Raw genomic sequence first — 15,676 nt, 5'->3', positions numbered from 1 at the left:
TCATTTCTCTGCTGTAAATACTTTAAAATAGTAAGTATTCCCTATATTTTTCACAGAATATTCTTTCCCTTTTAGATAATTAACAATGTCCATATTTTCATCTTCAACCAGAATTAACATTTTATCTCTAAGTTGCGTGCTTATATCATTAGTATTTTGATCATCATATACCATCAATTGCGTTTCATCATCACCAATTAATGACGACTGATAAACTGCAAATGGCATAAAACTCTTCCTTGTCATAATAATGCTATCAATACTTTGCTCTTTTATATTATCAATTCTGTCCTTATCACCAATATACAGCATATCTATATTCCCTGATAAATTTACCACAATTACTTGTGCAATCAAAAATATCAACACTACCTTTTTTATATTCTTGCCACTGCCATATAGTTGATACAAAACTCCCATGAGAATTAGAGCTACTTCTGGAAAAACAAATGAAATATATCTAATCTGCCCATACAACCCAAAGGCAGTAAAAAAAGCCAAATAAAAAACTACAGGAAAAATGATGGTAAACTGCTCTTTACCAATACTCTTTTCATCAGTCTTGATAATCTTTCCAAATGCTATAACTACAAAATACAAGCAAAGCAAAGCCACATTTCCAAATAATTTTTCCCCAAAAATCACGTATATATCTTTCATTCTCCCTGGCAACATATTCAGCCTAAATGTATATATCTGCCCAATAAACCACCCTAATGCTCCAGCTTGATTCGCCATGTTCCCAATTTCATTAAAATTAGCCAAAACATTAAAAATATTAGTTTTTTTAGCAATGAACCCTATTCCTATAATTGCAATAGGGGCAAAATAATACATGGAGATTTTCGGTCCTTTGCACACCCATAATAAAACTGTAAAACTAATAATGAAAAAGAAAGCATATATAATCACAAATTGTGCATTATTATAACCAATCAACAAACAAATCAACGTTCCAACTAACAGTAGTGATTTTCTAGCAAACTGCTCTTCTTTGCAATTCCAATAAAGACAATGCAAAAAAGTAAACATAGTGGTCATTAGCGTTGCCAACATATAAAACCTTACAAATGTTGTCATCGATATACACAAGGCTGAGAAGCCATAAAACGAAATAACTGTGTACCCCCAAAAATCATCATGAAAAATGTTCTTAGACAAACAAAAAAGAACTATCTGATTCAAAATAAATAAAATAATATTTAATATAACAGAAGGCCAGTAAGTTATCTTTCCAGGTGCAATCACATAAGTAATTATATTTAGCAGTACTGAATAGCTATTGGTTTTAAACAGTTTGGACAAAGTAAGAAAGAAATCATCATATAATACACTCGATTTATCATCTACAATCAAAGTGTCTCTTACTACTTTTGCATCAATCCATGTATTATAATTAAATCGGTCATCATCAATAATATAGTGATCATTTTCATTTTTTTCAGATACATAATGAGCACGTTCTAAAGTATAGTACTCATCCCAATAAAAATTATCTTTTTGACAAGCCCATAAAATAATACCTAGTACCTGAACCACTAATATAGCAGACATAATTGCTATTGTTTTCTTCATGAGATTATGCCTCTTCCAATCTAATCTATTTTAATCTACTCAAAACTCTTTTTATTAGAGCTTTTTCTCTTTCAAGTATATTTTTTTTACTAGCATTTTTACGCACCATATCTAAGCAATGTAAGTGATATTGCTCAAACCTACTTGGCGCATATACTCTCGATCTTCTATATGCATGTTCAATTGGCTGATCAAAAATATGGCAAATATATTCCTCAAATGACTTTTCTAATTCAGAAGGATAATGCGAATTAACAAAAATTGGCTGACGTAACATTTCCATGTATAAGCCATCATCCTGATCAAGCCTTTTTATAAGATCAATCGTACGTGCAAAATCCTCCCTTCCTCGGCAAATAATAAATGCTTTCTCATTGAATATTTCAGTAACATTAGTTGAGCCAAAATAGACCGGAATAGTATCTGCGTAAAAAGCGTCAGAAATTTTTTCTGTAATAAACCCTTCATGCGAAGTACTTTCAAAACATAATGTAAATTTGCATTGCTTTTGAAAATTGGTTTTTGAATCATCTCTAAAAGTAACTTTATCTTCTTCAGCCATATTATTCAAATATGATCCCACAGAATCAACTCTCTTATATTTACATAGTTCCTTAAAAAAATCCCCTCTCAAACCATTTTCAGACTCATGACTAGCTATAAAATTTGCAAATCTAGTTTTTGTATTTATAAACTGATCAGGATAGTTTCGATTCTTGGTTTCTAACTGTTTCCATTTTTTTTCGTCAACAACATCTGCGCATCCAATAAGATAAAAATTTCTATCCAAATAATTAATAGGATATCTAGAAATCGAATAATCTATCAAGTTAAAATCAGGAATATAATTTTCACCCACACACATTATTCTAATTTGTGGATATTTGCAATATTCATATTCAGTCCCAAATATGCTACATATTACATAGTCAGGATCATCCGATATTTCCACATCATAGTGCTTTTTTAATAATCTATAAAAATACAATTCTTCTGGATAAAAACCTGGCCAATCATATCCTACAAATTTTATTTTGATCTTTTTCATACTCATTTCTGACCTACTAGTTTTAAACTTGGCAATTTAATATTACCAAAATATCTTTTATTCCATTGGCTTGTACTTGCATCTTTTCCTACTTCAAAAAAAACTTTTTCCATTGGGTGATCACAAGAATTAAAAGTTCCAAATTCATTTGTATAAAATATGTCTAGATAAAAATAATACGTTCCATCAACCAAATTAGCTATATCAAATTCTAGAGTTTTTTTCGTTCGCACTCCCTTTTTAGAATTATCAATAATACCTGAAAACGTAGTTCCAACTGGACTATCATCCATTGCAACAACACTAAAATAAACTCCAATGTTCTCATCATCCACATTTGGTGTATATTCAATAGAAAAAATCATCTTTTCCAATGAAGAATACACTGCTTGTTGTTTGTTTTCAAATGTTAAGGAATGTACAAATAAAGTTCTTCCATGATCAAGTGATGGTCTCTTCGTATCAGAAAAATCATAGAACGGTTTATAATCAACATTTCCTAATCCAACATATTTTTCTATTCCTCTTTCCACATCCCCATCGAAGACTATTTTTCCATGTTCAAGTACAATACATCTATTACATAACTGCCTTATAGTAGCCATGTTATGGCTAACATACAAAACTGTTTTTCCTTCACCCGCTGCTGCATTTTCCATTTTCCCTAAACACTTTTGCTGAAACTTAACATCTCCAACAGCTAGAACCTCATCCATGATCATTATTTCCGCATCTAAATGCGCAGCTACTGCAAAAGCTAGCTTTACATACATTCCACTAGAATATCGTTTTACAGGTGTGTCAATAAATTGACGGCATTCTGAAAAATCTATTATCTCCTCAATCTTAGAATCTATCTCAGATTTAGTCATACCAAGAATTGCACCATTCATATATATGTTTTCTCGACCTGTTAATTCTGGATGGAATCCTGTTCCAACTTCCAGCATACTCGCAATTCTTCCCTTCATTCTTATGGTACCTTCTGTTGGAGCAGTAACTCTACATAGCAATTTCAGTAGTGTCGATTTTCCAGCACCATTTGCGCCAATGATGCCAATTGTTTCACCTTTATGCACTTCCAAATCAATCCCATCTATGGCATAAAAACTATCTCCAGTTTCTGCACAATTTGTACCAATCTTCGTATTAGGATCCTCTTTTCCTCTTTTTTTTGCCCACCAGCTTTGAAGATCCGCTGTCAACGTACCTCCGCCAATAGTTCCTAATCTATACTGTTTTCTCAAACCTTCAATTTTAATTACTGTATCTGACATTTTTTCTTTCCATCACTCCAGATTATATAATCTTACTACACATTAAACAGTATCCATGAATGTTCTTTCTACCCTGTTAAAAGTCAGTACTCCAATCATAAATAATACTATTGTTGTTAATTGACTCACTATCCAATACTTTATTTCCATATCACCTATACCTAATAATGCAAATTTGTAATTCTGCACTATTGCTGACATGGGATTAAGAAGGATTAGCGTTCGGAATTTTGGTGACAAATCAGATATGGGGTAAACAACAGGTGTTAAATACATCCACAAATTCAATCCAAACGATACCAATATTGCCAGATCCCTATATTTTGTAGTCATTGATGAAATAATAATTCCTACTCCTAACCCTAAAATAGCCGTCTGAAACATAAGAATTGGAATTAACAAAATATATAATGTCAAATGAATCGAACAGCCTTTAAACATATAAATAATCATTGTAATTATTGACATAGCAAAAATCACTAACATGTTAATAGCTGCAAAAAGCACTGAAGATATTGGCATAGTTAAACGAGGGAAATACACTTTCCCCATTATTCCTGAATTAGCTGTAAACGTTGTAGATGTCGTGGACACACAAGTTGAAAAGTAATTCCATAATGTATATCCTACTAAATAAAATAAAAAATAAGGAATTCCATCAGATTGTATTCCTGCTATATTACCAAAAATAAGGGTTGAAATAAAAGTTGTTAACAGTGGATTGATCACAAACCACATCGGTCCCAAAACAGTTTGTTTATATTGAGAATTAAAACTTCTTTTCACAAAAAGAATAATTAAATCCTTATACCGAAATACTTCGTTTAAGTTTAATGAATACCATTTTCTTTTAGGTGTAATAACTACATCCCATTCTGCTTTCCTTTGTTTCATCACTAGCAAACTCCTAAAAACACATATTTAATTTTCCTAACAGCTTATCTATCAAATACTCAATAACTCTCATCAAGTATTTTCTCTGCATATTCATCATCAACATAATCTTCTTGGTCATCTATGCTCTTATAATCATACGATGAATAATAATCATTTAATTCCCTAAAAACATCCTTGTAATTATCATTTGTCAATTGGTAATCTCCATCATGCATCCATTTTAATATCGATGAATTAACCCATCCAGCATAATGATAATAGTCTTTGTAATTATTCAGATCCGTAATCACACCTGTACAACCAAAAAAAGAAAACAAATGTATATTCTCATATGGTAGCAGTAACTCTGCAACATATTCTTGTATTTGAAGATTTTTATGCAATTTCCCAGTGTTATTCAATTCGTTCCAAAACATTATACTATATGGCGCATAGAAATAATAAAAATCCACATTTGGATTCTTTTCCGCTACGCTGATTAAGTTTTTTTCAACATTTTCCTTAATCGTGCTTTTTTCTTCAGCAGATAATTGTATGTTCTCGTCACATACAATTACCTCAATCCCATTAGGTGCTACAGTTTTTCTTCCATAATGAAAATCTTCATGCCACCTCGCGTATTCATCAAAAGATGTAATCCCCGCTTTAAAACCAGCTTTATCTCTATCAATTTTCATCTGATATACTCTGCTGAATACCACATTCTTATTTAATAAATAATGTACATCATTAAATGGATTGTCATCATATAAGTATGATGGGAATTCTCCCAAATCCGTCCTCATACTGTCTGGACTGGCTGAAATATATCCTTCAAGCACATCCAGTCCTCTGATAACAAGTTTGATATTTTTATTGTGGCGTAGCGCTCTTTCTATATTGTCATTGATTTCTTTATAAGTTCCTCCTTCAAAAGGAACCTTTATAGATTTACACTTAAATAATTCATCGACCTCAGTTGTTCTAAAATTTTCAGTCATTGAAGTACCGGTTACGATAACATCATAGTCAAATTGCTTACTAATACCATCATTTACGTTTCTTTCATTATAACCATCTAAGACATAGTAATATGTATTTATTAACGGTTTATGATAATGAAAAAAGGGATCTACTTTGTAAACCCAGTAGCCAGTATAGCTTAATACAGCTATCACTATAACTAACCAACCGACAAGCCACTTCTTTGCTTTCATAATTTCCCCTTAAAACCAATAATATACAAATGTCGTTTCTGTTCCCAAGCACAAAATGCCCCAGACAAAGGCTAATGATGCCAAAAGCATAGAGAAAATATTAAGTTTTTCTCTATTCCTATAATTGTTCTCAGGCACGAAACAAATCAAGCAGGCAATTAAAATGAATACTAGCATATTAAACCCACGAATGTCAGTTGGAAGATAATCTAAATGTAAGACATCATAAATAAATTGGTTTTCAGGCAAATAGAATGCCGCTATCAATCCTTCGCTAACACTTGTATCTTTCATATGCAAAATTTTATATAATACACTTTTCCATTCACCAACAGTTGATGATCCAAATAGAAGCCATAAAACACTAATAACTCCAAAAGAACATAACCACCGAACAGGCATAAAAACTTTTTCTTCCAGTTTATCAAATAATCTATCACAGCAGCTAAATAACCCGTGAAGTAATCCCCACAAAATAAATGTCCAGTTTGCACCATGCCATAATCCACTAATCAAAAAAACAATCATAACATTTACATAGGTAAATACTACTCCTTTTCTAGATCCTCCAAGTGGAATGTAAATGTATTTGGTCAAAAACTTGGTAAGGGAGATGTGCCACTTTTTCCAAAAATCTCTTATTGAAATAGCTTTATAAGGGGAATCAAAATTCATTGGTAAGTCTATATTAAACATGGTTGATATGCCAATAGCCATATCACTATATCCGCTAAAATCAAAATATATTTCAAATGTGTAAAATAGCGCCAATAACATGCAATCCATTGCTGTTGCTTCATTTAAGTTGTCATGTACCCATGCCACAGCTCTTGAAAAAGTATCAGCTAAAAGCACCTTCTTTACTAATCCATAGCTTAAAAGCTTTATTCCTATAACAATGTTTGTTACATTTGCTTTTTTCTTTGTACTATCATTAATTTGCAAATAAAAATCAGCTGGATCGACTATTGGTCCCATTATCAACTTCGGAAAATACAGTATATACGTAAGATAATCGATAATATTACTGCCTATTTCTTCTCGTTCAATAGCGACCAAATAAGCAATTTGCTGAAATGTAAAAAATGATATGCCTAATGGAAGAATTATTTCACGAAGTTTCCATTCAAAGCCAAAAAGCAAATTCATATTTTCTATAGCAAAATTTAAATACTTGAAATAAAGCAATAGAGATATATTAATTAATATGGGTAATGCTTTTACCCACTTGTTCTTTACTCCCGTCTTTTGAATTACATATGCAAATATGTAATTAGTTAATACACTTACTCCTAAATAAATAAGCATATTGATTCGACCAAGCGAGTAAAAAATGATACTTGAAGTTATAAGTATCATTTTTCCAACCGTCTCACTAACTTTATTAGCCAAATAATACACCACCAAACAGATAGGTAAAAAATATATTATAAATTCATAACTATTGAATTGCACAATCTGCCACCATATTATAATGAAACTTTCATATTAATCTTCGGAATCTTTTAGGATAGTTGCCGCCCCACCCTTATTCCTTTCCTTAGTTTTTATGAGGCTTTTGCCTCGTTCTTAGTTTCTTTCCTAGATTAAGCCACTCTGTATCCTAGTATTCCCCTTTTCTAAAACATCAACAAAGGAAAAAACTTACTATTTTTCTGATCAGTGTTTTTATCTTTGCATTTAAAATGTATAACATATTAATAATATTAAAATATAACCAAAAGTATAAATCATTTCCAGTTATAAAGTATCTAATAAATCTAACCTGTTTCGTTTTAATTTTTTTGTTCATAGCATTTTCAGTAATATCAATAAATAAAGAATCATTTCTTATATTTTTCCAATTTGTAAATAACTCCTTTATAGGTAATTTGCTATTCTTAAATTCGTCCCACAAATAAAAATAATAGAAGCGCATTGCCACACAATCAAATTGGTCCAAATACTTTTTTCCATATCCACTATATAGCTGTCTTTCAAACAAAAACGACTGCTGTGCCTTCTGAAATCTATCATTCTTCCTTTTTCTTGTAACCGAGTTTGGATTATTTCTATAATGATAATATGCCACATTTTCGACATACACTGAGTGCGCCTCAATAATAGGCCCGTAGCAGTATGCCAAATCTTCAAATTGTTCCAGTCTAATATCTATCTTTTTGATAGAATCGAGAAACAATTCTTTTTTATATACTTTCATGCATACACTCATAATGATTCCGCCCATCTCACTCTCAGGCTCGTAAATCACAATGCTATTAAGATATTCTTTCTTCTCTCCTGTATATAATCCTTCTTGTACTGAGTCCATGTATCCCGTTCCTGAACTTGTATACACAAACCCACTCGTAGCTACATCAGCCTCATTTTCAATAATATCATTCATGAGATTCAGACAAAAATCTGAATCAATATAATCATCACCATCTACAAATGCAACATAATCAGCCTTTGCGAGCAAAACACCGTCTCTTCTTGCAAAGCATGCACCACCATTTTTCTTGTGTATTACTTTTATACTTCTCCTACTATCCGCATATTCCTCTGCGAATTTATCGCATAGTTTTCCAGAATTGTCTGTGGATCCATCATTAACTAATATTATTTCTAACTCAGGATAGTCTTGGTGAACTACACTACTTATACAATCTTTAAGATATTCTTCGCAATTATATACTGGTATAATTATAGATATAAGTGGTAAATCCAATAATTTGCTTTTCATAGATGTCCCTATATGCCTTTACACATTGCTTATTTTTTCATAAATCTTAACCATATTATCTATATTCTTAGCATAATCAAAAAATAGCTCTTGCAACCAATCACCGGAGTCTCTGCATTTGTAATAAATAATACTTTTTCTGCGCTTATCCCTCACCTTACGTATTAATCGCTACATCGACTAATTATTCGCTCATTATTTTTGTATATATCTCGTCCAACTCTTGTTCTACTATGCTTAAATCAAGTCCATTATTGTTAGCTCGATCAAATAGTCTTTCCGAATCATTGCCATGATGAAGAACCCCACTACGAGGAAAGCGCATATAATCATCTACATAAATTATTGCCAGATACCTATCGGGATCATTAGGGCACCAAAATTCATCACCTGTTCCTTTGGTAACTACCATACCAAAGTGGGAGGTGGGTGACCACTCCCCTACGTCAGAGGGCTAGCATCTTTTATTACATATACCTCGTTAATTAGTCCGTTTATGCGATATTATCATTTTGAATTCTTCATATTTTTCTGATCATAATCGTTGTCATAATATGACAGTACAGCAGTCAGTACAATGCATACAAACGTCTTTACTGAATAATTCGCATTAAACAAGCCAAACGCATTAAGTCATTATACTATTTTAAGATAATGCACGCAAATAACTGGAACCACGACAATAATTTGATTAGAAAAAGTAATATTCAAAAATTACCTTCTCTTTTCTTCCATAATTGCATCTTTTATAAATCCCCATATCATAACAATCATTATAATGCCTATTGGAAATGCTGATATAATACTAACAGATTGAATATTGCCCATTGAACTCTCTGAAAACACTAACGCAATCGGTAAAACAATGAGCAAAACACACCATAATAGCTGTAACAATTTATTAGGGCTCTCATTTTCTTCTAAGTTTTTATAACTATAGCTAGCAGCCATATAAGCAATAGAATCAAATGATGTAGCATAAAATAACATCATAGTTAATAATATCAGAATTAGCACAAAAACAGGACATGGCATCGTATCAACTATCTTTAATATTATCTCATATAAGTCTCCACTCTCAGCATACATAGAAACAAAATTCTCTTTACCTGCTGCCTGTAGTCCTAATGAGTAGTTTCCTAAAACAATAAAGCTTATTATTGTTGATCCTACGCCAAAGCAATAACCGCCTAAAATCGTTTGCTTAACTGTTCTTCCTCTTGAAATACTACCAATAAAAAACGGAGCTGCAATGCACCACACCATCCAATATGCCCAATAATATATGGTCCAATCCTGAGGAAAATTATTTTTTCTTCTTGGGTCCACATAAGTCGATAAGCCAATAAAATTCTGAATCATACGTCCAAATGATTCAAATCCATTTTCTATACTATATCGTCCCTGGCCTCCAAAAAGTAGAACAAAAACAAGAAGTCCAAAGAATAGTGTCATACATACTTTAGCTAATATTCCAATTCCTTTGATTCCATGCAAAACTGCGTATGTATATACCACACAAGTTATAACCAAAATCACTATGGTAATAACATTTCTATTGATACTCAATCCAAACAACTCACCAATAATGCTAGACATCAGAGGTGTTGCCACACTAAATGTAGTCGCGGTCCCAGCAAGGAGCGCAAAAATTGCAAATAAATCGATTAATCTTCCCAACAAACCATCTGCTCTGTTTCCAATAATAGGCCTACAAGCTTCAGAGAAGCGTTGTCTAGACCTCTTTCTAACATGTAGCATAAATCCAAAAGCCACTGCTAAAACCAAGTAAAAAGCCCATGGAATAAAGCTCCAATGAAAGAGTGTGTAAACGTTTGCCCACTCTTCAATATCTCCGAGTTCTGCAACATGTGGATTATCAGCATACATGATCCATTCTGCAAATGAATAAAACAAAATATCTGCTGCCAAACCGCAAGTAAACATCATGCTTCCCCAAACAGGAAAAGAGTACTGTGGTTTTTCATCCTGTCCCCCTAATCTTATTTCGCCTATCTTAGAAAAGCATAAAAAAATAGATATAAGAAAAATACCTAATCCAATTATGAGATAATATACTCCAAATACATCTCCAACTATGTATCTTATTTCGCTTAAAATTTGATTCGATTCTACTGGAAATATAAAAAACAAAATAGCTATAGAAATAATCAGTGCAAATGGAATAAATGTAACTCCCCAGTCAATTTTCTGTTTTTCTTTCATGTTATTTGCCCTCCCCATATTTGTTATAACTTGCATCTATCATTTTTAGTTCTTCGAAGCTATCTATTTCAGTGATGTCTTCTTTACTAATCGGATTAACCCCAAGCTCAAATTCATCAGCATGTAAAAAAAGCGGAATATCATCCCAATAAATCTGCTTATTATCCGAAGCAAACTCTATTTCAACACATTTCTTTAACATCCTAGCATCTTCATTGGTCCACCTGCTAAGACTATATAGTTGCCAACCTTTTTCTCCGCCAGTCCTCGAACAGCTTACTACTTTTCCTCCTTCTTCTTGCATCAGCCATTCATCGGTATGTGTCTCTACCCAAGCAGCGCTATATCCTGATTTTTCAAAAAAAGGAGTTAGTATTTTAGAATTATATATAATCTGATCCCCATCAAGTATCATACAGGCCCTATCTAGTTTTTCTCTAGCACAATACAGTGACGAAATGTTATTATACTGTTCATAATATGGATTTGAAATCAGATTTAATTCAGGATATTTATTTAATAACTGGCTAAACATTTCTTTTTTATATCCAACTACAATCGTTATATCTTCAATTCCATTTTCTACAAGCCCATCAATAACAGTTTCGATCATCCTTTTGCCATTCACTTTTATCAGCGGCTTGGGAATATGCTCAGATACTGGTTTCATCCTATTTCCCAAACCTGCCGCCATGATAATCGCTCGTTCCACCTTATTAGTCATTTATTTTCTCCAGTTCTTCCTGTACTATTCTGTAATATTCTTTCGCATATCTATACTGTTTCATAGCATACTCGCCGAACTCCACCCCTAATGCAAGTTTATACTCACACCAGTTTGACCAGAGCAATCCCGCCACAGCAACATAGCAATAAATCTTTATTCGATTAGCTTTAGCACACTTATCCTCAAAATATAAATTTATCAGAGCATCAATTTGATCCCTATCATAAAGGCTATAGATACTAAACATTGCTATATCCACGTGAGGATCTTGCATTCCCGAATATTCCCAATCAGTCAACTGCAACTGCTCTTTACCATTCTCATCCTCATAGAATAAAAAGTTATCTGGTACAGCATCAATATGAGTCAGGCACATTTTTGCAGCATGCTTATCAATATACTTTTTCAGTTTGAAAACATTCTTTTTTGTGTTTTCATAATCTCTGTATATAGAAGGCCTGCCATTTCTCAATTTCTCGTAAAATAGAATCTGTCCAAACAAATCAAAGTCATGATCAACTTGTAGATTCAAATCATGAAATTCCTTAAGCTTTTTCATGCATTTTTTCAAATCATCCACATCTTCAGAGTTAGCACTACGGACATTATCCAAATATTTAGTTATCTTATAACCATTGCTTGGGTTAAGATACACTGGAGCATCGCATATTCCTTTGCCTTCTATGGCTTTATATACATCATATTCCTCTTTACGGTTTATAAGTTGATCCGTTCCCTCCCCTGGAACGCGCATGATATACTTATTATTTCTTACTTCAAATTGAAAAGAACGATTAGTCATTCCTTTTTTTAGAACTGCTATATTTCGTATCTCTTCTCTATCACATTTCAAAACATTAGAAATCAAATCAATCACTTCAGAATCAAGATTCTTTGATTTATTATCCAACTCTCTTAGTTGTTCATATGTATTTATTTCAACATATTTTGAGGAGTCAATAATTTTGGCACTGATAAACATTTTATCCTTATCGTCGCCAATCAGTGCCTCTTCCCAAAATGAATTCTTATACTTTTTTTCTTCATCTAGGGTCTTCAGATTTTGTTTTAATCTAGAACTATCTTCTTCTGAAATAAAAGCGAGTCCAACCATACTGTTTGCCAAATCATCAGTGGTTTTTACTAATTCAAGCTTTCTATTAACATAAACATTACTATTACCATTCTTTTCATTTGAGATCATATACCATGAATATAATTCAAGCTTTGAAAACGGATTGTTTATGAAATATAAGTCCGACGGAAGAATATATGTATTATCTAAATCTTCGCTAACCAAGGAAAGTGAATGTAAATTATTTTGAGTAGAGTATTCTAAATTAACTATAAGATTAACTCCATAATCATCTATAAGATACTCGAATCTTTCTTTCATATATCCAACAACAACAGTTATATCAGTGATTCCCGCTTCGTGAAGTTGATTGATCTGTCTTTCAATCAGAGGCTCACCATTCACCTCTAGCAATGCCTTCGGTATATCATTTCCAATAGGCGCCATTCTCATGCCATACCCTGCTGCTAATATAATCGCTCTTCTTGTTTTTCCGCGCTTTATCTTAGCAATTCCTGAAGGATTCACTTTCAATTCATCATCTATCACATTCTCTTTCTTTAGGTTCATTATCGCTTTGTTAACTCGGCCTAAAGAATAGCCTGTTTCCATTGCAAGCACTCGCTGATTAGCGTTCTTTGATAAGTATAAAGCTTTTAAAATATCCAACTCACATATGTTCACGAGAATTGCTCCTTTCATTTTCATGAACATTTTTTCAAAAAAAATTGCAGTTGTCAACTGCAATCTTTCTCTTTTCATCCCTTTATATCTTGATAAGCCTGATTTAACTCGTCATACACTTGATGCATATCTGTATGACTATTCTTGGCCCATTCATAAAGTTTTCCACTATCTCCGCCATGATGTGCTACGCCATTTCTAGGAAACATCATGTAATTATCGCCATATATAGAGCTCAAATATTCAGGAATCTTCTTGGGAACATTAACTTCATACCCTTCAAAATTAGCAACTTCAAGAGGAAAAATATTATTCCTATTATTCCTTATTATCTTGTAGTAATCATATTCTACTGTCAAAAATAATAACTCATCATTTCCTTTTTCTAGACCATAATTTATTATTTGTTGCTTCTTTTCTATTAGCTGAGCATGAGTTTTTCGATGTCTATTTTTTAAATACCATTTTTTATATTTCCATAAATTACTTTCTAATTTAGGAATTGCCTTACTTTCATCAACGTTTTGCACTGCATCAACAGGATATATATCAAGCCATATTCCTGTCTGTTCATGTTTATATCCAATTCCAAATCCCGACATCGGATATTGGGTGAATTCTCTTACTTCTATTCCATATTTATCCAGCAATTTAGGCAATTCAACCAACGCCTTTTCATACTCATCACGTAACATACATGCATCCAGATCATCATCCCATGGAATAAAACCACCATGTCTATGAAGCCCCAATAACGTCCCTGCATCTATCCAATAATCAAGATTTAGCTTTTTACAAGCTTCATGAAAAATAGCAAGAAGTAAAGTATCGCACTTCTGTAAATCTCTTAATGGTCCTTGCGCTGGCTTTGCCTCTCGTATATCAAAGTAATTATTTAAAAAGTAGAACAGTGTATCAAATTCCTGCTCATATTCAAAAGACCTTATCATCTTTCGAGATAGTCTAATTATAATATCTTTAAGGCCGTTATTCACTGCTCTATTCCTCCAACAATCACTTATTTTCCAACAATGTTGAATACAAATCAATATACTTAGGAATAATTACTTCTTCACAAAAGGTACTTTCTATTTTCTTTCTAGCACTTTTTGAAAGTTTAAAATCTTTATTATTCTCAATAACCCAAATTATTCCTTTTGCTAAATCTTCACTATCTTTATATTTTGCCAAATAACCATTTTCCTTATGATCAATCATATCCGGAATGCCACCAACTTCAAATGCAACAGTTGGAGTACCACAAGACATACTTTCTAAAACCGTTGACGGTAGGTTGTCATCCAATGATGGTAAGACATAAAGATCAGCGCCCTGGTATGCATTTGCTAATTTTTCATCGGAAGTTAGCACTCCAAAATTATATTTTTTAAACTTATCTAACACCTCATTTTTTTCTAAGGTCTTACTTCCAAAAACTTGAACTTCTAGATTATCCCTATACTGTGGAAAATTACAATATATATATTCCAAAGCATCAAGCAAATATTTGTAGCCTTTATACGGTACTGAAGTAGCATCTACTGCCCCAAAAAGAATCTTATATCTGTCACTAGACAAATACTCTTTTTCGCAATAAACATGTGTATCCACAAAATTAGGAATATATTTTATATTTGAAAATAACTTACTTTTTTTCAAACACTCATACATCCACTTACTAGGTGCCACAACTGTAATGTTGTTTCCATCCCAATATTTCATTTTTTTAGCTAATATATCCTTTGTTAACTTAGTATCTCCATTAGATAATTCATGACACCGAGAGCATTGCTCTAGGGCATACCCTTCGCAGCCATATCGAACATGGCACCCTCCAGTAAATGCCCAACTATCATGTATAGTCCAAACTATTGGTTTATTTAACTTAGCTAACTGTGCTACACCTTTTATCGAAATAAAGGCATTTATCCAATGCAAGTGAATGATATCTGCATCGTGAAGAAACTTCTTCTTAGCAATATTCATTCCAATATTTCCAAAAGAAAAAGGCAGCAGCATATTCTTGTTATATTTCTTGAGCACGTGCTTCTCAAACTTATTTAATATGTAATAGTACAAGCTATATAACTTGGACCGTTTTACAATAATAACATTGTCAATATTTTGATTCACATAATTAACATACGTATTTGATTCAATTCCAGCACTCGCCAAGCCTCTCTGAAGCCTACAATTAACTGAAGAAAAGTTGACAGTAGTACTAAATTGAGCTACCTTCATTACAC

Annotated in this window: 13 protein-coding genes; all 13 read right to left on the bottom strand. The window is 32.5% G+C overall.

Annotated features, from left to right (window positions below; translation table 11 throughout):
* Positions 1-1,575: a hypothetical protein gene (locus bhn_RS02760; RefSeq protein WP_071175260.1), complete on the bottom strand. Its 1,575-nt coding sequence runs from the start codon at positions 1,573-1,575 to the stop codon at positions 1-3.
* 25 nt (positions 1,576-1,600) lie between these two features.
* Positions 1,601-2,623 carry a glycosyltransferase family 10 domain-containing protein gene (locus tag bhn_RS02755; protein WP_161487284.1) on the bottom strand — a complete coding sequence of 341 codons (1,023 nt, stop codon included), beginning with the start codon at positions 2,621-2,623 and terminating at the stop codon, positions 1,601-1,603.
* A 2-nt stretch (positions 2,624-2,625) separates the two neighbouring features.
* Positions 2,626-3,900 (bottom strand): ABC transporter ATP-binding protein, encoded by a 1,275-nt coding sequence (locus bhn_RS02750; protein WP_071175258.1) that lies wholly within the window; start codon positions 3,898-3,900, stop codon positions 2,626-2,628.
* A gap of 42 nt (positions 3,901-3,942) precedes the next feature.
* A complete protein-coding gene (locus tag bhn_RS02745; RefSeq protein WP_071175257.1) occupies positions 3,943-4,794 on the bottom strand; it encodes an ABC transporter permease in 852 nt (283 codons plus the stop codon).
* A gap of 59 nt (positions 4,795-4,853) precedes the next feature.
* Positions 4,854-5,993: a hypothetical protein gene (locus tag bhn_RS02740; RefSeq protein ID WP_071175256.1), complete on the bottom strand. Its 1,140-nt coding sequence runs from the start codon at positions 5,991-5,993 to the stop codon at positions 4,854-4,856.
* 9 nt (positions 5,994-6,002) lie between these two features.
* The gene (locus tag bhn_RS02735) at positions 6,003-7,385 is read right to left on the bottom strand and encodes an MBOAT family O-acyltransferase (protein WP_083385653.1); all 1,383 of its coding nucleotides are present in this window, start codon (positions 7,383-7,385) and stop codon (positions 6,003-6,005) included.
* Between the two features lie 235 nt (positions 7,386-7,620).
* On the bottom strand, positions 7,621-8,718 hold the full coding sequence (locus tag bhn_RS02730) for a glycosyltransferase family 2 protein (RefSeq protein WP_071175254.1): 1,098 nt from the start codon (positions 8,716-8,718) through the stop codon (positions 7,621-7,623).
* A gap of 184 nt (positions 8,719-8,902) precedes the next feature.
* Positions 8,903-9,130 carry a hypothetical protein gene (locus tag bhn_RS02725; protein ID WP_071175253.1) on the bottom strand — a complete coding sequence of 76 codons (228 nt, stop codon included), beginning with the start codon at positions 9,128-9,130 and terminating at the stop codon, positions 8,903-8,905.
* A 302-nt stretch (positions 9,131-9,432) separates the two neighbouring features.
* Positions 9,433-10,944 carry a BCCT family transporter gene (locus tag bhn_RS02720; protein WP_071175252.1) on the bottom strand — a complete coding sequence of 504 codons (1,512 nt, stop codon included), beginning with the start codon at positions 10,942-10,944 and terminating at the stop codon, positions 9,433-9,435.
* Between the two features lies 1 nt (position 10,945).
* Entirely contained in the window at positions 10,946-11,668 is a 723-nt protein-coding gene (locus bhn_RS02715) for an NTP transferase domain-containing protein (protein WP_071175251.1), read from the bottom strand.
* The gene (locus tag bhn_RS02710) at positions 11,661-13,508 is read right to left on the bottom strand and encodes an NTP transferase domain-containing protein (RefSeq protein WP_236845954.1); all 1,848 of its coding nucleotides are present in this window, start codon (positions 13,506-13,508) and stop codon (positions 11,661-11,663) included. Before bhn_RS02710 ends, bhn_RS02715 begins: the two co-directional genes overlap by 8 nt.
* Positions 13,505-14,425 carry a LicD family protein gene (locus tag bhn_RS02705; RefSeq protein ID WP_071175250.1) on the bottom strand — a complete coding sequence of 307 codons (921 nt, stop codon included), beginning with the start codon at positions 14,423-14,425 and terminating at the stop codon, positions 13,505-13,507. The genes bhn_RS02710 and bhn_RS02705 overlap by 4 nt, the downstream gene beginning before the upstream one ends.
* Positions 14,426-14,444: 19 nt before the next feature.
* A complete protein-coding gene (locus bhn_RS02700; protein ID WP_071175249.1) occupies positions 14,445-15,671 on the bottom strand; it encodes a glycosyltransferase in 1,227 nt (408 codons plus the stop codon).
* Between the last annotated feature and the right edge of the window lie 5 nt (positions 15,672-15,676).

The organism is Butyrivibrio hungatei (assembly GCF_001858005.1).
In the GTDB taxonomy this organism is placed as follows: domain Bacteria; phylum Bacillota; class Clostridia; order Lachnospirales; family Lachnospiraceae; genus Butyrivibrio; species Butyrivibrio hungatei.
The sequence above is the reverse complement of the archived record's forward strand: the minus strand, read 5'-3'. Positions and strand labels throughout refer to the sequence as shown.